Annotated in this window: 24 protein-coding genes; 14 read left to right on the forward strand and 10 right to left on the reverse strand. The window is 62.3% G+C overall.

Features of this window, described 5'->3' with window-relative positions; translation table 11 throughout:
• The first annotated feature begins 279 nt into the window (after positions 1 to 279).
• The 4 genes from purL (at position 280) to grxD (ending at position 3877) form a co-directional block, all read left to right on the forward strand.
• Complete coding sequence (gene purL / locus METH_RS08630) at positions 280 to 2445, forward strand: phosphoribosylformylglycinamidine synthase subunit PurL (protein WP_024090059.1); 2166 nt, start codon at positions 280 to 282, stop codon at positions 2443 to 2445.
• Positions 2446 to 2549: 104 nt separating this feature from the next.
• Positions 2550 to 3068, forward strand: a complete 519-nt coding sequence (locus tag METH_RS08635; protein WP_024090060.1) for a hypothetical protein — start codon at positions 2550 to 2552, stop codon at positions 3066 to 3068.
• A gap of 65 nt (positions 3069 to 3133) precedes the next feature.
• Entirely contained in the window at positions 3134 to 3370 is a 237-nt protein-coding gene (locus tag METH_RS08640; protein WP_019297755.1) for a BolA/IbaG family iron-sulfur metabolism protein, read from the forward strand.
• A 144-nt stretch (positions 3371 to 3514) separates the two neighbouring features.
• Positions 3515 to 3877, forward strand: coding sequence for a Grx4 family monothiol glutaredoxin (gene grxD / locus METH_RS08645; protein ID WP_024090061.1), 363 nt, complete (start codon positions 3515 to 3517; stop codon positions 3875 to 3877).
• An 82-nt stretch (positions 3878 to 3959) separates the two neighbouring features.
• Here grxD and METH_RS25145 read toward each other — a convergent pair whose 3' ends face one another.
• The 4 genes from METH_RS25145 to METH_RS08665 all read right to left on the reverse strand — a co-directional run bounded on the left by METH_RS25145 (position 3960) and on the right by METH_RS08665 (position 6973).
• The gene (locus METH_RS25145; RefSeq protein ID WP_052348690.1) at positions 3960 to 5129 is read right to left on the reverse strand and encodes a calcium-binding protein; all 1170 of its coding nucleotides are present in this window, start codon (positions 5127 to 5129) and stop codon (positions 3960 to 3962) included.
• A gap of 185 nt (positions 5130 to 5314) precedes the next feature.
• Positions 5315 to 5539 (reverse strand): hypothetical protein, encoded by a 225-nt coding sequence (locus METH_RS08655; RefSeq protein WP_024090063.1) that lies wholly within the window; start codon positions 5537 to 5539, stop codon positions 5315 to 5317.
• A gap of 199 nt (positions 5540 to 5738) precedes the next feature.
• Positions 5739 to 6140: a cell division protein ZapA gene (locus tag METH_RS08660; RefSeq protein WP_024090064.1), complete on the reverse strand. Its 402-nt coding sequence runs from the start codon at positions 6138 to 6140 to the stop codon at positions 5739 to 5741.
• Positions 6140 to 6973, reverse strand: coding sequence for a coiled-coil domain-containing protein (locus tag METH_RS08665; RefSeq protein WP_024090065.1), 834 nt, complete (start codon positions 6971 to 6973; stop codon positions 6140 to 6142). Before METH_RS08665 ends, METH_RS08660 begins: the two co-directional genes overlap by 1 nt.
• A 243-nt stretch (positions 6974 to 7216) precedes the next feature.
• On the opposite strand from METH_RS08665, the gene tkt reads away from it, so the two are divergent.
• Positions 7217 to 9238, forward strand: coding sequence for a transketolase (tkt, locus tag METH_RS08670; protein ID WP_024090066.1), 2022 nt, complete (start codon positions 7217 to 7219; stop codon positions 9236 to 9238).
• Positions 9239 to 9309: 71 nt separating this feature from the next.
• Here the strand turns inward: tkt and METH_RS08675 are convergent, their stop codons facing one another.
• Both METH_RS08675 and METH_RS08680 read right to left on the reverse strand, forming a co-directional pair.
• Entirely contained in the window at positions 9310 to 9858 is a 549-nt protein-coding gene (locus METH_RS08675) for an ankyrin repeat domain-containing protein (RefSeq protein WP_024090067.1), read from the reverse strand.
• Positions 9859 to 10005: 147 nt separating this feature from the next.
• Complete coding sequence (locus METH_RS08680) at positions 10006 to 10980, reverse strand: DUF808 domain-containing protein (RefSeq protein ID WP_024090068.1); 975 nt, start codon at positions 10978 to 10980, stop codon at positions 10006 to 10008.
• Positions 10981 to 11225: 245 nt separating this feature from the next.
• On the opposite strand from METH_RS08680, the gene gap reads away from it, so the two are divergent.
• Both gap and METH_RS24305 read left to right on the forward strand, forming a co-directional pair.
• Positions 11226 to 12227: a type I glyceraldehyde-3-phosphate dehydrogenase gene (gap, locus tag METH_RS08685; protein WP_024090069.1), complete on the forward strand. Its 1002-nt coding sequence runs from the start codon at positions 11226 to 11228 to the stop codon at positions 12225 to 12227.
• Positions 12228 to 12319: 92 nt separating this feature from the next.
• Positions 12320 to 12463, forward strand: coding sequence for a hypothetical protein (locus METH_RS24305; protein WP_024090070.1), 144 nt, complete (start codon positions 12320 to 12322; stop codon positions 12461 to 12463).
• A 154-nt stretch (positions 12464 to 12617) separates the two neighbouring features.
• Here METH_RS24305 and coaD read toward each other — a convergent pair whose 3' ends face one another.
• The 3 genes from coaD to METH_RS08705 form a co-directional block, all read right to left on the reverse strand.
• A complete protein-coding gene (coaD, locus tag METH_RS08695) occupies positions 12618 to 13118 on the reverse strand; it encodes a pantetheine-phosphate adenylyltransferase (protein WP_024090071.1) in 501 nt (166 codons plus the stop codon).
• A gap of 95 nt (positions 13119 to 13213) precedes the next feature.
• Complete coding sequence (locus METH_RS08700; protein WP_024090072.1) at positions 13214 to 13648, reverse strand: CBS domain-containing protein; 435 nt, start codon at positions 13646 to 13648, stop codon at positions 13214 to 13216.
• Positions 13649 to 13703: 55 nt separating this feature from the next.
• A complete protein-coding gene (locus METH_RS08705) occupies positions 13704 to 14600 on the reverse strand; it encodes a LysR family transcriptional regulator (protein ID WP_024090073.1) in 897 nt (298 codons plus the stop codon).
• 136 nt (positions 14601 to 14736) lie between these two features.
• On the opposite strand from METH_RS08705, the gene METH_RS08710 reads away from it, so the two are divergent.
• From METH_RS08710 to METH_RS08720, 3 genes are all read left to right on the forward strand, one after another.
• Entirely contained in the window at positions 14737 to 16236 is a 1500-nt protein-coding gene (locus METH_RS08710) for a CoA-acylating methylmalonate-semialdehyde dehydrogenase (RefSeq protein WP_024090074.1), read from the forward strand.
• A 203-nt stretch (positions 16237 to 16439) separates the two neighbouring features.
• Positions 16440 to 17474, forward strand: coding sequence for a fatty acid desaturase (locus tag METH_RS08715; protein ID WP_024090075.1), 1035 nt, complete (start codon positions 16440 to 16442; stop codon positions 17472 to 17474).
• Positions 17475 to 17626: 152 nt separating this feature from the next.
• Positions 17627 to 18229 (forward strand): L,D-transpeptidase, encoded by a 603-nt coding sequence (locus tag METH_RS08720; protein WP_024090076.1) that lies wholly within the window; start codon positions 17627 to 17629, stop codon positions 18227 to 18229.
• Between the two features lie 195 nt (positions 18230 to 18424).
• Here METH_RS08720 and METH_RS24470 read toward each other — a convergent pair whose 3' ends face one another.
• Complete coding sequence (locus tag METH_RS24470; protein ID WP_245602987.1) at positions 18425 to 18919, reverse strand: O-linked N-acetylglucosamine transferase family protein; 495 nt, start codon at positions 18917 to 18919, stop codon at positions 18425 to 18427.
• Here METH_RS24470 and METH_RS24475 point away from each other — a divergent pair.
• From METH_RS24475 to mmsB, 4 genes are all read left to right on the forward strand, one after another.
• Entirely contained in the window at positions 18845 to 19303 is a 459-nt protein-coding gene (locus tag METH_RS24475) for a hypothetical protein (protein ID WP_197538830.1), read from the forward strand. The two genes, METH_RS24470 and METH_RS24475, sit on opposite strands and share 75 nt — an antisense overlap.
• 247 nt (positions 19304 to 19550) lie before the next feature.
• Entirely contained in the window at positions 19551 to 20690 is a 1140-nt protein-coding gene (locus tag METH_RS08735; RefSeq protein ID WP_024090079.1) for an acyl-CoA dehydrogenase family protein, read from the forward strand.
• 51 nt (positions 20691 to 20741) lie between these two features.
• Positions 20742 to 21788, forward strand: a complete 1047-nt coding sequence (locus METH_RS08740; RefSeq protein ID WP_024090080.1) for an enoyl-CoA hydratase/isomerase family protein — start codon at positions 20742 to 20744, stop codon at positions 21786 to 21788.
• Positions 21785 to 22660, forward strand: coding sequence for a 3-hydroxyisobutyrate dehydrogenase (mmsB, locus tag METH_RS08745; RefSeq protein WP_024090081.1), 876 nt, complete (start codon positions 21785 to 21787; stop codon positions 22658 to 22660). Before METH_RS08740 ends, mmsB begins: the two co-directional genes overlap by 4 nt.
• Positions 22661 to 22733 lie beyond the last annotated feature (73 nt).

Genomic DNA, 22733 nt, shown 5'->3' on the forward strand with positions numbered 1-22733 from the left:
TTGCCGTTGGATAGCAATGAGGGAAAAACAAAGCCCGTTTTTTCTTATCCGAACCGCCGCGGACTTTCGCCATGCTTGTAATTTCAGCGTCAGACTGACCGCGTGCCCGCAAATCTACCGCTTTGAAAAGACTGAATCTTAACCGGGGCACGCGCCACGGCCGCTGCGGCGCAAGGACGCCTCTGCCGGCATCTGGCCGGGATTCCACTAATTCCGCTTCCCCCGCGCCCCTCGTTGCCCTAAAAGGCGCGCAATCGCAGCCATTGGGGACGTTTACGGATGCAGGAACCCGCCATCACGCCTGAACTGATTGCCAATCACGGGCTGAAGCCCGAGGAATACGATCTGATCCTGGAAATCATCGGGCGCGAGCCGACGTTCACCGAGTTGGGCATCTTCTCGGCGATGTGGAACGAGCACTGCTCTTATAAGTCATCCAAGAAATGGCTGCGCACCCTGCCGACCGACGGCCCGCAGGTGATCTGCGGCCCCGGTGAAAACGCCGGCATCGTGGATATCGGCGACGGCGACGCCGTGGTGTTCAAGATGGAAAGCCACAATCACCCCTCTTACATCGAACCCTACCAGGGGGCGGCAACCGGGGTTGGCGGCATTCTGCGCGACGTCTTCACCATGGGCGCGCGGCCCATCGCCTCGATGAACTCCCTTTCCTTCGGCGAGCCCGGCCACCACAAGACCCGCCAGCTGGTCAATGGCGTGGTCGAGGGCATCGGCGGCTACGGCAATTGTTTCGGCGTTCCTTGCGCCGGCGGCGAAGTCCGCTTCCATCCGGCCTACAACGGCAACTGCCTGGTCAATGCATTTGCGGCAGGCCTGGCCAAGACCGATAGCATTTTCTACTCGGCAGCATCGGGCGTAGGCATGCCGGTGGTGTACCTGGGCGCCAAAACCGGCCGTGACGGCGTCGGCGGCGCCACCATGGCGTCTGCCGAATTCGATGACACTATCGAGGAAAAACGCCCCACCGTGCAGGTCGGCGACCCGTTCACCGAAAAGCGTCTGATGGAAGCCACGCTGGAGCTGATGCAGACCGGTGCCGTGATCTCGATCCAGGACATGGGCGCTGCCGGCCTCACCTGCTCGGCCGTGGAAATGGGCGACAAGGGCAAGCTGGGCGTCAAGCTGAACCTCGAAGACGTGCCGCAGCGCGAAGAGAATATGACAGCCTATGAGATGATGCTGTCGGAATCTCAGGAACGCATGCTGATGGTGCTGAAGCCCGAGCTGGAAGCAGACGCCCGCGCCGTGTTTGAAAAATGGGACCTGGATTTTGCCATCGTTGGCGAAACCATTGCCGAGGACCGCTTCCTGATCCTGCACAACGGTGACGTGAAAGCGGATCTGGTGCTGTCGAAACTGGCCTCCACCGCGCCGGAATACGACCGCCCCTGGGTGCCGACCCCGGCGGCGGAACCGCTGACCGACGCCGACGTCCCCACCATTGATCCGATCGACGGGCTGAAGGCGCTGCTCACCTCGCCGAACTACGCCGGCAAGCAGTGGGTTTACGAGCAGTACGACACCACCGTGATGGGCGACACCCAGCGCCGTCCGGGCACCGGCTCCGGCATCGTCCGGGTGCATGGCACGGACAAGAAACTGGCCTTCACCTCCGACGTGACCCCGCGCTACGTCAAGGCGAACCCCTTCGAGGGCGGCAAACAGGCGGTGGCCGAGGCCTATCGCAACCTGACAGCTGTCGGCGCCAAGCCCTTGGCAACAACCGACAACCTGAACTTCGGCAACCCCGAAAAGCCCGAGATCATGGGCCAGTTCGTCGGCGCCATCAAAGGCATCGGCGAGGCCGTGGCCGCGCTGGACATGCCGATCGTTTCCGGCAATGTCTCGCTCTACAATGAAACCGACGGCAAAGGCATCCTGCCGACCCCGACCATCGGCGCCGTGGGCCTGATCGCCGCGGGCGAAGAGCCGATCACCGGCGAGGTCCGCGACGGCCATGTCGCCCTGCTGGTCGGTGAAACCATTGGCCATCTGGGCCAGTCGGCTCTGCTGGCCGAGGTCTTCAACCGCGAGGACGGCGACGCTCCGGCGGTTGATCTGGAAGCCGAAAAGCGCAACGGCGAATTTATCCGCGCCAACCGCGAGCTGATCAAAGCCTGCACCGATCTGGCCGATGGCGGCCTGGCGCTGGCGGCGTTTGAGATGGCCGAAGAGGCCGGCGTTGGCGTGCAGATCGATGCGGGCGACACCCCGACCGTGTTTGGCGAGGATCAGGCCCGCTACCTGGTCGCCTGCAACTTTGACCAGGCCGAAGCGCTGATGCTGGCCGCAGGCCAGGCCGGCGTGGCGCTGGCCACTGTCGGCAAATTCGGCGGTGATACGGTCAAGATCGGCGGTTCCGAGGCGCCGCTGGCCGAGCTGAAGGAGATCTTCCGCTCCAGCTTTGCCGCTGCGGTCGCCTGATCATAACGCGCCGCGCCGCTCTTGCCGGGCGCCGCGGCAAAGTGAAGCGCAAGGGTGGGATGGCGCAGCCGTCCCGCCCTTTCTTCTAAACCGGGGACCGCTTTTTGACCCTTCCTGAGCTGACTGAGGATTGCAGCCGCTGCGCCGCCCTGTGCTGCCTCGCCTATCCTTTTAGGGCGCATGAAGACTTTGGCCTGCTCAAAGACGCCGACACGCCCTGCCCCAACCTTGGCCCGGATTTCCGCTGCACGATCCACGATGATCTGAAGCTGCGCGGCTTTGGCGGCTGCGTGGCCTATTCCTGCGCCGGCGCCGGCCAGCGGGTGACGCAAGAGTTGTTCGGCGGCGAAACCTGGCGCGATGATCCAGACCTGCTGCCGCATATGGCCTATGCCCTGCGGGTGCTGCGCCCCATCCACGAAGCCCTTCTGGTGCTGCAGGAGGCCGCCGCCCTGCCCCTGCCAGTGACGCTGCAAACCCGCTGCGCAGACCTGGCCGCATCGCTTTGCCCCGAAAACCCGGCCTCGGTCCGGGACTTTGAGGAAGACAGCGTGCAGAACGCCCTTGCCGCCCTGCCGGATTTTGTGGAAAGTCTGGCGCCCTTTGCGCAAGGCGGCAGTTAATCCTGCTTGCAGAGGCCCCGGCAGCCACCTACATTTTTACCAAACAAGACAAAGGACTTCTCCGGATGCCCATGCAAGCCCACGAAATCGAAGAACTGCTGCGCGAAAGCTTTCCCGACGCTGAAATCCAGGTGGCCGGCACCGACGGCGTGCATATGTCGGCGATGGTCGTCGATGAAAGCTTCCGCGGCAAGAACCGCGTCCAGCAGCAGCGCGCTGTCTATGCCGCGCTGAAAGGCAAGATGGACGGCCCCGACGGCGAGCTGCACGCGCTGGCGCTGACCACAAAAGCGCCGGAATAAACTGTTTGGGCTGGCTGCTTGGGTTGGCAGGAAATCAAGTTTCTCCGGCTGCGGCCCTTTTATTGCTGCCCATTGTGGCATATCTCGCGCTCAACGACTTTCTGCCGGACCCCCACGGCGGCACGACCAAAAGGACATGAACCAATGACCGACGTAAAAACCCGCATCGACGAAACCGTCAAAGCCAGCGACGTAGTGCTCTTCATGAAAGGCACCAAGGAAATGCCCCAGTGCGGCTTCTCCTCACGCGTGGCCGGGGTTCTGAACTACATCGGCGTGGACTACACCGATGTGAACGTGCTGGCGGATGAGGACATCCGCTCCGGCATCAAGGAATACTCCGACTGGCCGACAATCCCGCAGCTCTACATCAAGGGTGAGTTTGTGGGCGGCTGCGACATCATCACCGAGATGACCCTGTCAGGCGAGCTGGACGGCATGTTCGATCAGAACGGCATTGCCTTCAACAAAGAGGCCGCCGACAAGATCCGCGAAGCCAACGGCTAAAAGCTGAAGGCTCTTTTCATCACAAAGGCCTGCCGCATTCTGTTGCGGCAGGCCTTTTATGTTTGGTGAAGGGTGCGGGATTTTACGCCGCGTCGATCAACATCAGATCATCGGCGGTAAAACTTCCGCCGGCCCCCTGCAGGCGGGCCACCACTTCACCTTGGTGCAGGATCAGCGCATCGCCGGTTTCCGCATCATCTTCAACGCTGTAGTCGTCCGCATCTACGGTTTCACTGCCATTATCAATAACCAGCTGAACCAGGTCTTCGCCCGGTGTGTAGTCGGTAATGGTGATCACACCGTCTGCCTCCTGCGACACATACAGACCAAAGTCATCCTGACCTTCGCCACCGGTCCCGGTATCGCCGGCCCCCATCAGCAGGAAGTCATTGCCAGCGCCGCCATCCAGCGTATCCGCGCCGTCGTCCGCGGTGGAGAAGCCAACCCCCTCGAGCGTTGCACCCTCCTCCTGGTCACGCAGGCTGGCAACCTCTTCCGGCGTCAGGTCCCGCGTCAGGTTCACGCCGCTGAGGGCATCATTGCCGTCGCCGCCGTTCAGAACATCCGCGCCATCGCCGCCAATCAGATCGTCATCCCAGGCGCCGCCGTCCAGCGTATCGTCGCCATCGTCGCCGAACAGAACGTCAATGCCGCCATCGCCAGCCAGCGAGTCATTCCCGGCACCGCCATAGGCTATGTCGTGAAATTCGCCGCCAGAGACAGTGTCATTGCCGTCGCCGCCAAAGGCCACGTCTTTTCCTGAGCCGGCAATCAGCATGTCGTTTCCGATGCCGCCGGTCAGGCTGTCATAACCCAGGCCGCCAACCAGCATGTCGTCCCAATCACCGCCGTCCAGCGTATCGTTGCCGCCTTCACCAAAAACCGTGTCGAGGCCGCCTTCGCCGGACAGGAGGTCATTGCCGTTGCCGCCGTAAATCAGGTCATGGAACGCGCCGCCAGAGACGGTGTCGTTGCCGTCGCCTGCCAGGACGGTGTCTTTGCCCTCGCCGCCCGAGATCTGATCATTGCCGCCACCGGACTGCACCCGGTCGGCCCCGGTCCCTGCGTCCAGAAAATCGTCTTCATCCCCCAGGACCAGATCATCCGGCCCGTCCGTTGCAAGGTTTCCCGGCAGTTCAGGTTCAGGGCTTTCATCAATGGGATCAGGCTCGGGCGCGTTATCATCGCCGTCATCAAGGCTGATCGCCAGGCCGGCAATTGCCAATGTGCTCAGAACAAGTGCACCAATCATTTAATCCCCCAAAGGTAGAAATCTTAAATTCAACACAACCTGACTGGGGGGGGGATTCTTGAAATTGGTCCAGATTTTGTTGTGATTTTGCCAAAAATTTGCCGTAAACGGTTTATCCCCCGGAGGGAAACAATGGCCATCAGGCCTCCGCTTGTGTGCACGAACCGGCGGTGCTTCCGGCGGGGTCAGCCCGCAGTTGCGGATGCATCCGGATCGCGATGCAGTTCGAACAGGTCCTTGCCGCTGCCTGCATTGATGCTGCCGGCTTCATCGCCAAGCTGCAGGCGGTCGGACTTTTCCCTGGGCTCCGTCTCCGGCAGGTCCTCTTCCGGCTGCGGCAGGCCGATGTCACACGCGCTCGCCGAGGCCCCTGCCAGCAGCAAAACTGCCAGGATCAATGCTTCGTACATTCTGCGCTGCTCCACTGCGTCAGGACTTCTTCCCTGGCGGTGAAATTATCGCAGACGGCCGCCGCGGACGCGCGCCCGGCAGCCCGGCTGCAGCAATAACAGTGTTTCCGCGGCGCCGGCAAAGACCGGAAAACCAACAAGATTCTGCCGATTTCCCTCGCCCCTGCGCAGGCGCCGGCCAATCTCAAACGGGCCAATCTCAAACGGCCGGCTGGGCCTTTTCTTCGATTTCCTGCGCCAGCGCCTCGGTCCGGGCGGCCAGTTCGGCCAGGCTCTCGGTGACCTGCGGCGGCACGATCGGAACTTCGATCCGCTCGGGCTCCGGTGCCGGCATGGCGCGCAGATCCGCCAGTTCCTGGTCGCGTTCGGCCAGCACGGCCTCAACCTCCCTGATCCGGTCTTCGACCGCGGCGGTCTTGTCGGCCAGCATCAGGCCGGCCATCAGCAGCATCCGCGCTTCGGGCATCCGGCCGATCTGGTCCGACAGCACCTGCGCCTCGTCATCCAGCATCTTGGCAGCAGAATGCAGATAGCTTTCCTCGCCTTCCTGGCAGGAGACCTCAAAGCCGCGGCCGCCGATCATTATGGTCACTTCCGGCATCAGACTTCCTCCCCTTCCGGCAGGTTGCGGGCATTGGCCAACAGCGGCTCCAGCCTGGCCAGCACCGCGTTGACCTGGGCCTGGTCACTGGCCTGGGCTGCACGCAGGCCTTCGATCTCGGCTTCCATTGCAGTGTTGATCAGCCCGGCATCACCCAGGCTCTGGGCATTTGCGTCGCGCAGCGCGCTGTTCAAGGCCCGCAGCTCCTCGTTGGCCTGGCGCAACTGCTGCAGTTCGGCATCGAGCCGCAGCAGGGTTTCATTCTGGCGTTCAATCTCCGCGCCCATGTCCTGGGCCGGGGCCGCATCCGCCGGTGCTGCCGCAGAAAGCGATGCGTCTTCCAGCTGGGCCTTCAGGCTGTCATTGGCCGCCCGGGCCTCCGCAAGCTGCTCCTCCAGCGCTTCCTTGTCGCTGGCGGCGGTATTGGCCGCGGCCTCCAGCTCGCCCTTAAGACGCGCAATTTCGCTGCGCAGGGCTTCCTTTTCCGCCGGATCTCCGGCTTCGTTGCGCAACAGCTGCAGTTCGGCTTCCATCGCCGCCACATCTTCGCTTCCGGCGGGCGCCTGGTTTTCAGCCTCCTGCAGACGTGCGCGCAGCACCCTTACCCGCTCTTCCAGCTGCGCATTGGCAAGCTTTTCTTCTTCCAGCGCCTGTTCAATTTCAGCTGTTGCCGCACCAGCCGCCGCCGCCTCCGCCGCTCTGGCGGCCTCTGCCGCGGCCTCAACGGCCTTGACCTTATCCGCTTCGCGCGCGTCCTGCAGTGCGGCCGAGCCGGCGCTGATACGCTCAAGCGCGGCCTGAATGCGGCCTTGCAATTCTTCAATCTGGTTCATGCCTGTCCCTCACCCGTCCACATCAGTGCCATATTCTTTCCGGCGCCCGCGCGAATCGCGCATCTGCCGCCGACATGGGCCAGTTCTTCCCTTTCAGGGATAAAACACCCCCCCTTGTCTTTCAACCACTTGCCGCGCCAACTTCGCGCAACATAGCAGACATGCGCGCAACCATGCTTGATCTTTGCGGCATCGCTGTTATTGAGCGCAGCAATTGCCTGTTAACGCCAAAGGACGATCCAAGTGGACCTGACAGCCCTGCGCACCGCCAATCCCGACCATTGGAACAAGGCCGCCGCCATTCGCGCGCTGGCACTGGACGCCGTCGCCGCCGCCAATTCCGGCCACACCGGCATGCCGATCGGCATGGCCGACGTGGCGACCGTGCTGTTTGAAAAGCACCTCAAATTCGATGCCTCCAACCCGAAGTGGCCGGACCGCGACCGCTTCATCCTGTCGGCGGGCCACGGCTCGATGCTGATTTATGCGCTGCTCTATCTGTCCGGCGACAAACAGGTGACGCTTGATCAGATCAAGAACTTCCGCCAGACCGGCGCGATCACCGCGGGCCATCCGGAAAACTTCCTGATCGACGCGGTCGAGGTCACCACCGGGCCGCTCGGCCAGGGCCTCTCCAACGCTGTCGGCTTTGCCATGGCCGAGGAAATGCAGCGCGCCCATTACGGCAAGAAGGTCGTCGATCACCACACCTATGTGATCGCAGGCGACGGCTGCCTGATGGAAGGCATCAGCCAGGAGGCCATCGGCCTGGCCGGCCGCCACCAGCTGGGCAAGCTGATCGTGTTCTGGGACAATAACAACATCACCATCGACGGCACGGTTGAGCTCAGCGACCGCACCAACCAGGTGCAGCGCTTCAAGGCCTCCGGCTGGCAGGTGCTGGAAATCGACGGCCACGACCCCAAGGCCATCGACGAGGCGATCACCGCCGCCAAGAAGTCCAAGAAACCCTCGATGATTGCCTGCAAGACCCATATTGCCCTGGGCCATGCCGCGCAGGACACCTCCAAAGGCCACGGCGCGCTGACCGACCAGGACCAGCTGCAGGCGGCCAAGGATGCCTATGGCTGGACCAGCGGCCCCTTCGAAGTGCCGGCGGATATCAAATCCCAGTGGGAAGAAATCGGCGCCCGCGGCAAGACCGAGCGCGAAGCCTGGGAAGCCCGCTTTGCCGAGCTGTCCTCGCAAAAACAGGACCGTTTCAACCGCGCCTACAGCCTGGACGCCCCCAAGAAGCTGTCCGCCACCATCAAGGCGCTGAAAAAGCAGGCGTCCGAGACCCAGCCCAAGGTTGCCACCCGCAAGTCTTCGGAAATGGCGCTGGAAGTGATCAACCCGATCATGCCGGAAACCGTGGGCGGCTCTGCTGACCTGACCGGATCCAACAACACCAAGACCGGCGATCTGGGCATGTTCGACACCGACAACCGCAAAGGGCGTTACGTCTATTGGGGTATCCGCGAGCATGGCATGGCCGCGGCGATGAACGGCATGGTGCTGCACGGCGGCGTGCGCGCTTACGGCGGCACCTTCTTCTGCTTCACCGACTATGCCCGCCCGGCAATGCGCCTGGCCGCCCTGTCGAAGATCCCGACCGTGTTCGTGATGACCCACGATTCAATCGGTGTCGGCGAAGACGGCCCGACCCACCAGCCGGTCGAACACCTGGCGATCTGCCGCGCCACCCCGAACACCTATGTGTTCCGCCCCGCCGACACCGTGGAAACCGCCGAGGCCTGGGAAATTGCCCTCACCTCCAAGGAGACCCCGTCGGTGCTGGCGCTGACCCGTCAGAACCTGCCGACCGTCCGGACCGAGCACAAGCTCAGCAACATGGTCGAAAAAGGCGCCTATGTGCTGGCCGAGGCCGAGAACAAGCGCCAGGTGATCCTGATCGCCACCGGTTCTGAAGTCTCTGTCGCAATGGACGCCAAGGCCAAGCTGGAAGCCGAGGGCATCGGCACCCGTGTGGTCTCCATGCCCTGCATGGAGCTGTTTGCCGAGCAGGACGAAGCCTACCGCCGCAAGGTGCTGCCCGCAGGCCCGATCCGCGTCGGCATCGAGGCCGCTGTCCGTGACGGCGGCTGGGACCGCTGGCTGCTGGGCGAGCGCGGCCAGGAGAAAAAGGCCGGTTTTGTCGGCATGGACCGCTTCGGCGCCTCAGCCCCGGCAGGCGAGCTGTTCGAGCGCTTCGGCATCACCGCCGAGGGTACCGTCGCCAAGGTGAAAGAGCTGCTGGGCTAAGGCAAACGCACTTCCCGCAACGAAAGAAATTCTTCATGGGCGCCCCCGGGCGCCCATTTTCATTTCGCCGTCTATTGGGTTTTGGCTTCCTTCAGCACGTGAAATTCAGGTGACTCCAAAACCTGGGTATTGTTTCCCACCAGGTCAAAAGGCGTTTCCCCCATGTCATTTGTGGCGCCTGGATCAGCGCCGGCCTCCAGCAGAACGCGGATGATTTCGGGCCGTCCCCATTTTGCGACTCCATGCAGCGGTGTCCAGTTGTTGGCGGTCCGTGCATTCGGATCAGCGCCAGCCTTTAGCAATACGACAACATTCTCAGGACTGCCGGCGGCGGTGACAAAGTGGATCGGTTTACGGTCAAGACTGTCAGGTGCCGAAACAACAGCGCCCGCGGCGATAAGGGCGCGGATCGTGTCCGCGCTGGCAGCGCCAGCGAAATGCAATGGCGACCGCCCCATTGGATCCTTGCCGTTCACATCTTCACCTTCGGCAACCAGCTGCTCAACCGAGGCCGGAGTTGCAGTCTCGTAAAACTCCGCATCGCACAGAACCCCGCAGGGCCCGGCGGCTAGCGCCGGCAAGGCGCTGGCGCTGGCGCTAAAGACAAAAACACTCAGCATCAAATTTTTCACAGCAGACCCTCTCCAGACACAGATAGCAGAAAAGCAGCGGATCAGGCGGCTAACCGCCTCCGGTATGACCCGCTGTCTGTCTGTTATTTGATCCCGCAAGGGTTACGAGAGGGTAAACGCCGAGCCGGATTCGGTTTAAGAACGGTCAGTCTTTTGGCCTGCAATACCCCGCCATGCAGGGGCAACCACCTTGGTTGCCAGCGGGATCAGCAGCAGCCCCAGTGCCACACCGAACACCCCGTCCATCGTTGCCTTAGCCGTCCACTCGGCAAAGCCGGACCAGCCCGCAGGCACCGCGTGGCCGATTGCATAAGCCCAATCGTGGATGTGGTGCCCCAGCCAGCCAAAGCCCAGAACCTCCAGCCCGTGGATAATGATGGAGCCGCCCACCCACAGCATCGCCGCGGTGCCGACCACGGACAGGATCTTCATCAGCACCGGCATGAACTTCACCAGCCCGCGCCCCAGCCCGCGGCCGGTTGAGGTATAGGCGTTCTGCGCCAGATAAAGGCCCACATCATCCATTTTCACGATCAGCGCGACCGAGCCGTAAACCGCCAGCGTCACCCCGATGGCCACCACCGCCAGGGTCGCCGCCTGCATCCAGACATTCGGCGCCTCGATGGCGGCCAGCGCGATGGTCATGATCTCGGCGGACAGAATGAAGTCGGTCTTGATGGCGCCCTTGATCTTCTGCTCTTCCAGATGGCCGGGATCCTTGATGCTCATATCTTCGTCAATGGCGTGGCTGACATGCGGAAACAGCACGTGAAAGATCTTCTCGGCCCCTTCAAAACACAGATAGCACCCGCCCAGCATCAACAGCGGCGTGATCAGCCAGGGGGCAAAGTTCGCCAGCAGCATCGCCACCGGCATCAGCAGGATCAGCTTGTTGAACAGCGAGCCGCGGGTGATGCGCCAGATGATCGGCAGCTCCCGCGCAGGCGCAAAGCCCTGCAGGTATTTGGGTGTCACCGCGGCATCGTCGATGATCACGCCGGCCGTCTTGGCTCCGGCCTTGCCAGCCGCCGCCGCCACATCATCGACCGAGGCCGCCGCCACCTTGGCGATCCCCGCAACGTCATCCAGTAGCGCCAGCAAACCGCTCATGCCAAATCCCTTAATCCCTGTCCGCCTATGGCTGGCAATCTGCCCGCTTCCGGCGCCCGCCGCAAGCGTTAGCGCCACCGCGTCCGCGGCCGGTTTTCCGTTAACGCCACCGGAAGGAACCGTTAGCGCCATCGGGGGAATTTTGCGCTAACAGTTTCATTTAATGCCGCTTTTACCTCTTTAGACCACATCTGCACCGGTCTATATGGCGGGCAAAGGTTTTTGCTCGCTTGGAGACGTAACTCATGACCATCAAAGTCGGGATCAACGGTTTTGGCCGCATCGGCCGCTGCACCCTGTCGCATATCGCAGCCTCGGGCCGCGACGACATCGAAGTGATCAAGGTGAACGCCACCGGCCCGCTGGACACCGCAGCGCATCTGATCAAATACGACTCTGTGCATGGCCGTTTCCCCGGCGAGGTCACAATCGGCGACGGCACCATGAACCTGGGCCGCGGCGACATGCAGATGTTCTCGACCTACGACATGGGTGAGCTGGACTGGTCCGGCTGCGACGTGGTTCTGGAATGCACCGGCAAGTTCAACGACGGCGAAAAGGCCAAGGCGCACCTGGAGCGCGGCGCGAAGAAAGTGCTGCTGTCCGCCCCCGGCAAGAACGTCGACAAGACCATCGTGTTCGGCGTCAATGACGACCAGCTGACCGCTGCGGACACCATGATCTCCAACGGCTCCTGCACCACCAACTGCCTGGCGCCGCTGGCCAAAGTGCTGGACGAGTCGTTCGGCATCGAGCACGGCATCATGACTACCATCCACGCCTACACCGGCGACCAGCCGACCCTGGACCGCCGCCACAAGGACCTGTACCGCGCCCGCGCCGCGGCGATGTCGATGATCCCGACCTCGACCGGCGCCGCCAAGGCCCTGGGTGAAGTGCTGCCGAACCTGAAAGGCCGTCTGGACGGCTCCGCGATCCGCGTGCCGACCCCGAATGTCTCCGCCGTGGACCTGACCTTCCGCGCCGGCCGCGAGGTGACCGCCGAGCAGATCAACGCCGCCGTCAAGGAAGCCGCCGAAGGCCCGATGAAGGGTGTGCTGGGCTATGAGCCTGCGCCGCTGGTCTCCGTCGACTTCAACCATTCGCCGGAAAGCTCGATCTTTGCACCGGACCAGACCCGGGTTCTGGACGGCCGCCTGGTCCGGGTGCTGGCCTGGTACGACAACGAATGGGGCTTCTCGGTCCGCATGGCCGATGTCGCCGTTGCCATGGGTAAACTGGGCTGAGGCAAACCGGGGCTGCCCGCGGCCTGACCTCTTGAGACTTCACGCCCGCTCAGGTTATCTGGGCGGGCGTTTTCAATTGCGGCGGAGCCCCGATGACCAACCGGATTGCCATTTCCCTCGGGGTGTTCCTGATCGCCGCCGCGGTGATCGACATCGCCATGTTCGGCGATCTGCACATGATCTTCCTGGGCAAGAAACTGTTTGCCCTGATCGACTGGATCGCTTTCTGGCGCTGAGCCCCGCCCCCGCACCTGCTGCGCCAGTGGGTTTCAAATCTTTCTCTTGAAATACAGCGGCGGCACCAGCCGCGATCCGCGCGCAGCACGCCGCCGGCAGCACAAAGCCGGGCGCAGGGCCCGGCTTTGCTGGCATTCAAATCCGCATCGCGCCTCAGGCGGTTTTGCCCAGACGCTCCATCAGCTTGGCCTTGACCAGCGGGGTGACGAATTTCGACACGTCGCCGTCCAGCCGGGCAATTTCCTTAACCAGTTTCGAGGCAATCGCCTGGTGCCGCGCCTCGGCCATCAGGAACACGGTTTCAATCGAGCTGTCCAACGCCCGGTTCATGCCGACCATCTGAAACTCATACTCAAAATCGGCAACCGCCCGCAAACCGCGCACGATGATCTGGGCGCCGACGTCGCGGGCGCAGTTGATCAGCAGGTTTTCAAACGGATGCGCAACAATCTCGGTCCCGGTTTCGGTGCTCAGCTTGGCGCATTCCGCTTCAATCATTTCAACCCGTTCTTCCAGGTTGAACAATGGCCCCTTGTCGCGGTTTATCGCCACGCCGATGACCAGCTTGTCCACCATCGCACTGGCGCGGCGGATAATGTCTATATGCCCGATGGTGATCGGGTCAAAGGTGCCGGGATACAGACCCACACGCATCGGCGGTCTCCTGCCTTGTCAAAATTTCTGCACAGGCAAACATATTTGCGGCCCTCATTGCAAGAGCGCAGAAATACGGATCCCGCCCCTGCGGCTCAGTGCCCCATGATCATGTCCTGCAAGGCGTTCTTCTCCATCGCCACCTGTGAAAGCTGTGCTTTCACTGCATCCCCGAGGGTAATGATTCCAATAAGTTTCCCATCCTCGACCACCGGCATGTGGCGGAACCGCCCGTCCGTCATCTGCTGCAGGATTTTCCCCACGTTGGATTGGCTGGTGCAGGTGACCAGCTCACGCGTCATATAGCCGCTGACCGGCTGATCCAGGCAGCTGGACCCCGCCTTGGCCAATTCCCGCACAATGTCGCGTTCGGAGAGGATGCCGTCCGGATATTCGCCGTCAGCTGAAACCACCACGGTGCCGAAACGGTTCTCCGACATGACTTTTGCAGCTTCGGCAACGCTAGCATGCAGCGAGACGGTGACCACACCGGAACCGGCCTTGGACTTCAAAATCTCCTGAACAAGCATGCTGCGCACCTCCGTAATTTTATTGCGGTATAATTAAGTGTGCCGCAACGCAGCTTCAAGTCAAGGCTTCCAGCCGTGCGACCTCGTCGCGGATGCCTTTAGACAACGCATGGGCAAACCGGTTCAGCCGCTCGCTGCGCTGGTCGCCCTGATGCCGCACCAGATGGAAACTGCGGCTGAGGCTGACCTTGCCGGTCAGGATCTTGCGCAGCATCCGGTGGGCCGGCAGGCTGAAATCATGGGCGATGCAGACCGCCGTGCCCTGCGCCGCCATCTTGATCTGCACCGACACGGAATTCGACGCCAGCGCCACCCGCTCCACCCCGATGTCATTGAGGTAATCCAGCTCCTTGTCGAAGATCATGTCCGGGATATAGCCGATCATCTTGTGGCCTTTCAGATCCTCCAGCTTTTCGATCGGCGGGTGTTCTTTCAGGTAATGGCGCGAGGCGACCAGATGCAGGCGGTAATCGCAGATCTTCTGCACCAGCAGCTTGCCCGCTGTCGGCGCGCTGACCGTCACCGCCATATCCGCTTCGCGGCGGCTAAGGTTGATCACCCGCGGCAGAGCCACGATCTGGATATCCAGATCGGGGTTGTCTTCGGCAATCTGGGCACAGACCTGCGGCAGCAGGTAGTTGGCCGCCCCGTCCGGCGCGCCGATGCGGATCTGGCCGGACATCGTGTCGCTCGGGCCGCTCAGCGCCTCGGTGCCTGCCCGCATCGCCTGTTCCGCCGCCTCGGCATGGGCCAGCAGCCGGTCGCCAGCCGCGCTCAGCGCATAGCCCTGCGGCGACTTCACGAACAGCGGCGTTTCCAGTGCTGCCTCGAACCGTGCGACCCGCCGCCCCACCGTTGCGGGGTCCATTTTCAGGGTGCGGCCGGCGCCCGACAGGCTCGCCTCCCGGGCCACCGCCAAAAACACCTTCATATCATCCCACTGCGGATCCATCGGCCCGGGTCCTCCGTCTTGCCATTAACGTAGCGTTAACCTTTTGCGTTCTTGCAAAGCCTCTTTGAAATCTTTCCTCTTTTCCAGTGTTTTTTGCAAGCCTAGGATGGATGCAACTTGAACAGAGGAGGATCCGATGAAAGAACTCGGCCACTTTATCAACGGCGCACTGGTCTCCGGCACCTCGGGCCGCTTCGACGATATCTTCAACCCCGCAACCGGCGAAGTGCAGTATCTGTGCCCGATGGCCAGCGCTGCGGAAACCACCGACGCCATTGAAAAGGCAGCGGCGGCGCAGCCTGCATGGGGCGCCACCAACCCGCAGAAACGCGCCCGCGTGATGATGAAAATGGTCGCGCTGATGAACCGCGACATGGACAAGCTGGCCGAGGCGCTGAGCCGCGAGCACGGCAAGACCATCCCCGACGCCAAGGGCGACCTGCAGCGCGGCCTGGAAGTGATCGAATACTGCGTTGGCGCGCCGCAGATGCTGAAGGGTGAATTCACCGACAGCGCCGGCCCCGGCATCGACATGTATTCCATGCGCCAGCCGCTGGGTGTTGTCGGCTCGATCATGCCGTTCAACTTCCCCGCGATGATGCCGCTGTGGCACGTCGGCCCCGCCCTGGCTTGCGGCAACGCCGTGGTGCTGAAACCGTCCGAGCGCGACCCCTCTGTCCCGCTGATGCTGGCCGAGCTGTTTGTCGAGGCCGGCCTGCCCGAAGGCGTGTTCCAGGTGGTGAACGGCGACCGCGAAGCGGTTGACACCATTCTGGACAGCGAGATCATTCAGGGCGTGTCTTTCGTGGGCTCCACCCCGATCGCCCAGTACATCTATTCCCGTGCCACCGCCAACGGCAAGCGCGCCCAGTGCTTCGGCGGCGCCAAGAACCACATGATCATCATGCCCGACGCCGATCTGGACCAGGCCGCAGACGCGCTGGTCGGTGCAGGCTTCGGCGCGGCCGGCGAACGCTGCATGGCAATTTCGGTTGCGGTTCCGGTGGGTGAGGAAACCGCCGACAAGCTGATCGAAAAGCTGATCCCGCGCATCGAAACCCTCAAGGTCGGCCCCTACACCGCCGGCGACGACGTCGATCTGGGCCCGGTCGTGACCGCGGCCTCCAAAGAGCGGATCCTGGGCCTGATCCAGTCCGGCGTTGATCAGGGCGCTAAGCTGGTGGTCGACAACCGCGACTTCAAACTGCAGGGCTACGAGGACGGCTTCTTTGTCGGCGCGCATCTGTTCGACCATGTCACCCCCGACATGGACATCTACAAGCAGGAGATCTTCGGCCCGGTGCTTTCCACAGTCCGTGCAGGCACTTACGAGGAAGCCTTGAAGCTGGCGATGGATCACGAATACGGCAACGGCACTGCGATTTTCACCCGTGACGGCGACACTGCCCGCGACTTCGCCAGCCGCGTGAACATCGGCATGGTGGGCATCAACGTGCCGATTCCGGTTCCGCTGGCCTATCACACCTTCGGCGGCTGGAAGAAATCCATGTTCGGCGACCTGAACCAGCACGGCCCCGACAGCTTCAAGTTCTACACCCGCACCAAGACGGTGACCTCCCGCTGGCCCTCGGGCATCAAGGAAGGCGGCGAGTTCAACTTCAAGGCGATGGACTAACCAGTTGCTCTAAAAACACTTTCAAGACCCCGGCATCGCCGGGGTCTTGTCGTTTCCAGCTGCAGAACGGCCTTTGCCGCCCCCAAGCCGACTGCTGCCAAAGCCCCACGGCGGCTGGGCTTTTGTTTGAAATCGTCCTTTTTTACTTGCTCCGCGCGGCTGGTAGTCTATCCGGTCGATAACAGAACTATAACGGCAGGCGAATGAGCATTCCCAATTCCACCGAGCAGGCTGCGACGGCCACGAAATCAGCACGTGATTGGGTCAAGATCCTGGCTCAATACCGGGACCCGAACCCCTGGCGCAGCGCTTTTGAACTGGCGGTCACGGTGGTGCCTTTTGTCCTATTGTGGGGGCTGGCCTGGTGGGCGCTGTCGGTCAGCTACTGGCTGACGCTGGCAATCTCGGTGCTGATTGCGGCCTTTCTGCTGCGGCTGTTCACAATCCAGCACGACTGCGGCCATGGCTCTTTCTTCGCCAACCGCCATGTCAGCGACTGGGTGGGGCGGATCATCGGGGTGCTGACGCTGACGCCCTATGATGTCTGGCGCCGCACCCACTCGATCCACCACAGCACCCATGGCAACCTGGGCAAGCGCGGCATGGGCGACATTCACACCATGACGGTGGCCGAATACCGCGCCGAGGGGCGCTGGGGCCGGCTGATGTACCGGCTGTACCGCCATCCGGTCACCCTGTTTGCGATCGGGCCCGGCTATCTGTTCTTTTTCCAGAACCGCCTGCCCTATGGGCTGATGAATCAGAGCCGCTACTGGATCAGCGCCATGGGAACCAATCTGACCATCGTGGCGGCGCTTGCAGTGATCTGGTATTTCGGCGGGCTGATGCCGCTGCTGCTGATCTTCCTGCCTGCGACCCTCATTGCCGCCACCGCCGGGCTGTGGCTGTTCTATGTGCAGCACCAGTTTGAAACCACCCAATGGGAAAGTGAGGAAGAGTGGCAGCTGCATGACGCCGCTTTGCACGGCAGCTCGCATTATGTCCTGCCGCCGGTGCTGCAATGGCTCAGCGCCAATATCGGCATTCACCATGTGCACCACTTGTACAGCCGCATCCCGTTCTACCGGCTTCCGCAAGTGCTGCGCGACCATGCGGAACTGGCTGAAGGCAACCGGATGACGATCCGGGAAAGCCTGGCCAATGCACGGCTGCATCTGTGGGACGAAGACAGCAAGCGCCTGCTGTCTTTCGCCCAGGCCCGGCCGCTTTATTCCTGACGCCGCTTAGGACCGTGGTGCGGGCGGCGGCCTTCCGCCGCTCACCGCTCACAAGCTTGTGAGGCGCCGCGATTCCGCCTTCCAGCCCCTAGCAAACCCTGTGCATTTGCATATCTTTGCGCAGAGTTTCCGAGCAGAACGGTTGAGGAAAAATGACCCGATTAAAGATCACCCGCCGCACCACCCTGATGGGCCTTGGCGCCTCTTTGGCCGCTCCGTCCCTCCTGCGGGCCCAATCCACGGACGCCTTTCCGCAGGACGAACCGGCCATCCGCGAAGAACGGCCGGTGCAGCGCAATGTATCCGCCTTCTCGCAGCAGAACTGGCAGGACCATTTCGATACGCTCGGCAGCGGCTGCCTGCTGGCCGATATCAGCTCCCGCGCGCTGCACTACTGGGGGCCGGACGGGGAAACCTACCGGCTGTTCCCCTCGTCTGTCCCGATGACCGAGGATCTGACCAAACGCGGCTACACCAAAGTGGTGCGCAAACGGGAAAACCCAAGCTGGACACCGACCCAGAACATGCGCGAACGCGACCCCAGCCTGCCCCAGCGCATTGAGGGCGGCGTGCCGGGCAACCCGCTGGGCACCCGCGCGATGTATCTGGACTGGCCGGCCTATCTGGTGCATGGCACCCATGACACCCGCAAGATCGGACGGCAAAGCTCCTCCGGCTGTATCGGCCTCTATAACCAGCACGTCGAAGAACTGTATGAGCTGGTGCAAATCGGCACCCAGGTGCGGCTGCTGTAACTCAAAGCCAGGTACGGCAGCTGCAACCGGAAGACCCGGTTCAAAACCTGCAAAACAAACGGAGCGCAGATCCAGCTGCGCTCCGTTGCGTTCTGAAACCTGGTATCAGGTCAGGCTTATGTGATCCGGCATCAGACCCGCGCTGAAGCGCTCAACAGTCTTTTCCATCAGCGCTTCAAAATTCCGGGTGAATTTTTACGTGTCATACAGCGGACCGGTTGCGATGCCGTTTTTCACCCGCGCCTGCACGCCGGCCAGATACGCCGGATCGCGCGCCGGCTTAAGTGCTAGCGCCTGGTATTTCTGCGGCGTGCTGGCGACAAGTTCCTCCATGCCGACATTGTGCAGCAGGCTGGAGGCAACGCGTGCGGCAAATTGTTTGCCGATCTTGGTGACAACCGGCACCCCGGCCCGCAGCGCGCCGCTTGCTGTGGTGTGCGCGATTGCAGCGATCCCGACAATTTCCTTGTCAGCGACCGGCTTGTAGACATCCGCCGCGACTTCAGCCCTCTGGCGCCCTTTCTGGTCATTTGCCTGACCATAGTCGCAGATAAAGACTTCAAATTGGTCACGGTCATGCATCTTCAGCTGAGATTCCATCAGGATCATCGTGCCATGATTGAAAAAGCCGTTCAAAAAATACCCGAGCCGTATCTTTCTGTCGATTGCCCGAAGCCGGGAAAACTCCACTTCTGCCGCAGTTGTATTGTGCGTTTGCGCGGCCTTGATGGAAAATTTCTTCTGCAGTTCGGGATCGTCCGCGGCAGACATAAAAGCAAACGGATCGACAACCACTTCTGTTTCTTTGAACAGCTTCAGCCTTTTGTCCCGGTTGGTCATCCAGCTCCAACGCCTGACGCAGCAGATACTCGGCATCTGTGTACTGCCGTTTCAGAACAAGATTCCGTGCCCGGGCGTGAAGCACCAAGGCCTGCTCTGGAGGTGTTCCCGTCTTTTGGCGAACCATTCCGTGCCGCAGGCCCAGGGCAAGGCCCGCACGCGCGTTGCCGGACAGAACCGCAGGAGGGATATTCCTCCGTTTTAGCAGTAGCGTCGGAAGCAAGAAATCGCTGAGCGCCTGAATTCGGCACTGATCGGCCTCCTTTTGGATGCGTCCTGCAGGTTCACCTGCACGCTGGCTGTTTGAGACAGAGTATCGCCGAAGTTTCCTGCTTTTCGCCTCATCTGCGCCGCCGGCCCTCCGCCGCCCGGCAGCAATCCTGCACGGCGGCTTTGCATTTGCGCAGCTTGCCTCAGCTCCGCGCGCCCGCTATTAAATAAACAACTGTTCAATTCATCTGAGCGACGGGAGGAGCTGCTTATGGATTTCGCACTGACTGAGGAACAGCAGGCCATTTTCGACATGGCCCATGCGTTCGGCCAGGAAAATATCGCGCCGCATTCCCGGCAGTGGGAAAAAGACGGCACAATCCCCAAATCCCTGTGGCCGCGGCTGGCGGAGCTTGGCTTCGGCGGGCTGTATGTCTCCGAGGAATACGGCGGCTCCGGCCTCAGCCGTCTTGATGCCACCCTTGTGTTCGAGGCCCTGGCGATGGCGGACCCGGCGATCGGCTCGTTCCTGTCGATCCACAACATGTGCGGCGGCATGATCGACAAGTTCGGCTCGGAGGAGACCAAACAGAAGTGGCTGCCCGCGCTCTGTTCAATGGACAAGATCTTCTCCTATTGCCTGACCGAACCCGGTTCCGGCTCGGATGCTGCAGCCCTTAAAACCCGCGCCGAGCGGACCAATGACGGCTACACGCTGAACGGCACCAAGGCGTTCATCTCCGGCGGTTCCTACTCCGACGCCTATGTCGTGATGTGCCGCACCGGCGAGGACGGCCCCAAGGGGATCTCCACCGTGGTGGTCGAGGACGGCGCCCCGGGTCTGTCGTTCGGTGCGCTGGAGGAAAAGATGGGCTGGAAGGCGCAGCCGACATCGCAGGTGCAGTTCGACGATTGCCATATCCCGGCGGACAACCTGATCGGCGAGGAAGGCCGCGGTTTTTCCTACGCGATGGCAGGCCTCGACGGCGGACGGCTGAACATTTCGGCAGGTGCCCTGGGCGGCGCCCAGACAGCGCTGGACCAGACCGTGCAATACATGTCCGAGCGCAAGGCGTTCGGCAAATCCATCAACCAGTTCCAGGCGCTGCAGTTCCGGCTGGCGGAATATGAAACCCGCCTGCAGGCCGCCCGCACCTTTCTGCGCCAGGCGGCGTGGAAACTGGACACCGGCGCCCATGACGCCGGCAAGTTCTGCGCCATGGCCAAGCTGATGGTCACCGACACCGCCTTTGACGTTGCCAACGGCTGCCTGCAGCTGCACGGCGGCTATGGCTATCTGGCTGACTACGGCGTCGAGAAGATCGTCCGCGACCTGCGGGTGCATCAGATCCTGGAAGGCACCAACGAGATCATGCGCCTGATAGTCGCGCGCCAGCTGATTGCAGAGTAACCTGTACGCAGCTGCCTTGCCGATGCGCATAAACCTGATGGAGCCCCTAGGATGAGTGAAATCCATATCCGCAAATCCGGCCAGGCCGGCCGCATCACCTTCACCCGCCCCAAGGCGCTGAACGCGATGAGCTATGAGATGTGCATGGCGATCGGCGCCGCCATGCGCAACTGGGCAACGGATGACAGCGTCAAGCTGGTGGTGATCAACGCCGAAGGCGATAAGGCGTTTTGCGCCGGCGGTGACATTGCCGAGCTTTATGACACCGGCACCAGGGGCGACTATTCCTATGGCCGCAGGTTCTGGCGCGATGAATACCGGCTGAACGCGCTGATTTTTGAATACAAGAAGCCGGTGATCAGCTTCATGCAGGGTTTTACCATGGGCGGCGGGGTCGGCATCGGCTGCCACGGCACCCACCGGGTTGTGGGAGAGACCAGCCAGATCGCCATGCCCGAGGTGGGCATCGGCCTGGTGCCGGATGTGGGCGGCTCGCTGATGCTGGCGCTGGCGCCGGACCACCTGGGCGAATACCTTGGCATGACCGCGGCCCGCATGGGAGCGGAAGATGCAATCCTCGCGGGCTTTGCCGACCATTTTGTGCCGCAGGACAACTGGCCGGCCTTGATGACCGCGCTTGAACAGGGCGGCAGCGCAGCCCTGGTCGAAGCGGCCGCCGAACCGGCCCCCAAGGGCAAACTGCGCGACCTGCGCCAGCAGACGGCAGCACATTTCGGCAAGGACAGCCTTGAAGAGATTCTGGCGGGCCTTGAGGCCGATGGCGGAGACTTTGCACAGGGCGCGCTGAAATCGCTCAGCCGCAATTCGCCGCTGTCGATGGCCTGCACATTGGAAATGCTGCGCCGCCTGCGTGCCGATGGCCCGGCCATCCGCCGGTCGCTGGACCTGGAATACCGCTATACGTACCGGGCGATGGACAAGGGCGACTTCCTGGAAGGTATCCGGGCCCAGATCATTGACAAGGACCGCAATCCGCAGTGGCAATACGCGGGCCAGCCGGTGCCGGCACAGGCGGTTGCGGACATGCTGGCGCCGCTCGGCGCGGATGCGCTGACATTTGAGGAGGAACTCGCATGAAAATCGGATTTATCGGACTTGGCAACATGGGCGGGCCGATGGCTGCCAACCTGGCGAAGGCCGGCCATCAGGTCACCGGCTTTGACATGGCCGACGTCAGCATCGGCGGCGTCACCATGGCCGCGTCCGGCCCCGAGGCCGCCGCAGGCGCCGATGCCGTCATCACCATGCTGCCCAACGGCGCCATCCTGCGCCTTGTCGCCGCTGAAGTCATTCCGGCGATGACCAAGGGTGCTGCCTTCATCGACTGCTCCACCGTTGATGTGGACTCCGCCCGCGCAGTGGCCGAACAAGCCGAAGCCGCAGGTCTTCTGTCCGTCGACGCGCCCGTCTCCGGCGGCATCGGCGGCGCGGCCGGCGGCACGCTCACCTTCATGGCCGGCGGTTCGGCAGACGCCTTCGCTGCCGCGGAACCGCTGTTTGCTATCATGGGCCAGAAGGCCGTGCATTGCGGCGAGGCCGGCGCCGGCCAGGCTGCCAAGATCTGCAACAACATGATCCTCGGCGTCACCATGATTGCCACCTGCGAGGCCTTTGCACTGGCTGACAAGCTGGGTCTGGACCGCCAGAAGATGTTCGATGTGGTCTCCACCTCCTCCGGCTACAGCTGGACAATGAACGCCTATTGCCCAGCCCCCGGTGTCGGCCCGCAGTCGCCTGCAGACAACAGCTACCAGCCTGGGTTCGCGGCTGAACTGATGCTGAAGGACCTGGGCCTCAGCCAGCAGGCAGCAGAAAGTGCAGATGCCGACACGCCGATGGGCGAACTGGCGATGGCGCTTTACAAACGCTTCGTCGAAGAGGAAGACGGCAAGGGAATGGATTTCTCCGCCATGCTGCCCCGGTTTGAGAAGCGCAGCCGCGACGGCTGAGACCTGCGCCCTCACCGCGCTTGCTTCCAGCACCTCTCAGGCGGCCCGCCCCGGGCCGTCTCCCGCGCATGAC

It is taken from the genome of Leisingera methylohalidivorans DSM 14336, assembly GCF_000511355.1.
Classification (GTDB): domain Bacteria; phylum Pseudomonadota; class Alphaproteobacteria; order Rhodobacterales; family Rhodobacteraceae; genus Leisingera; species Leisingera methylohalidivorans.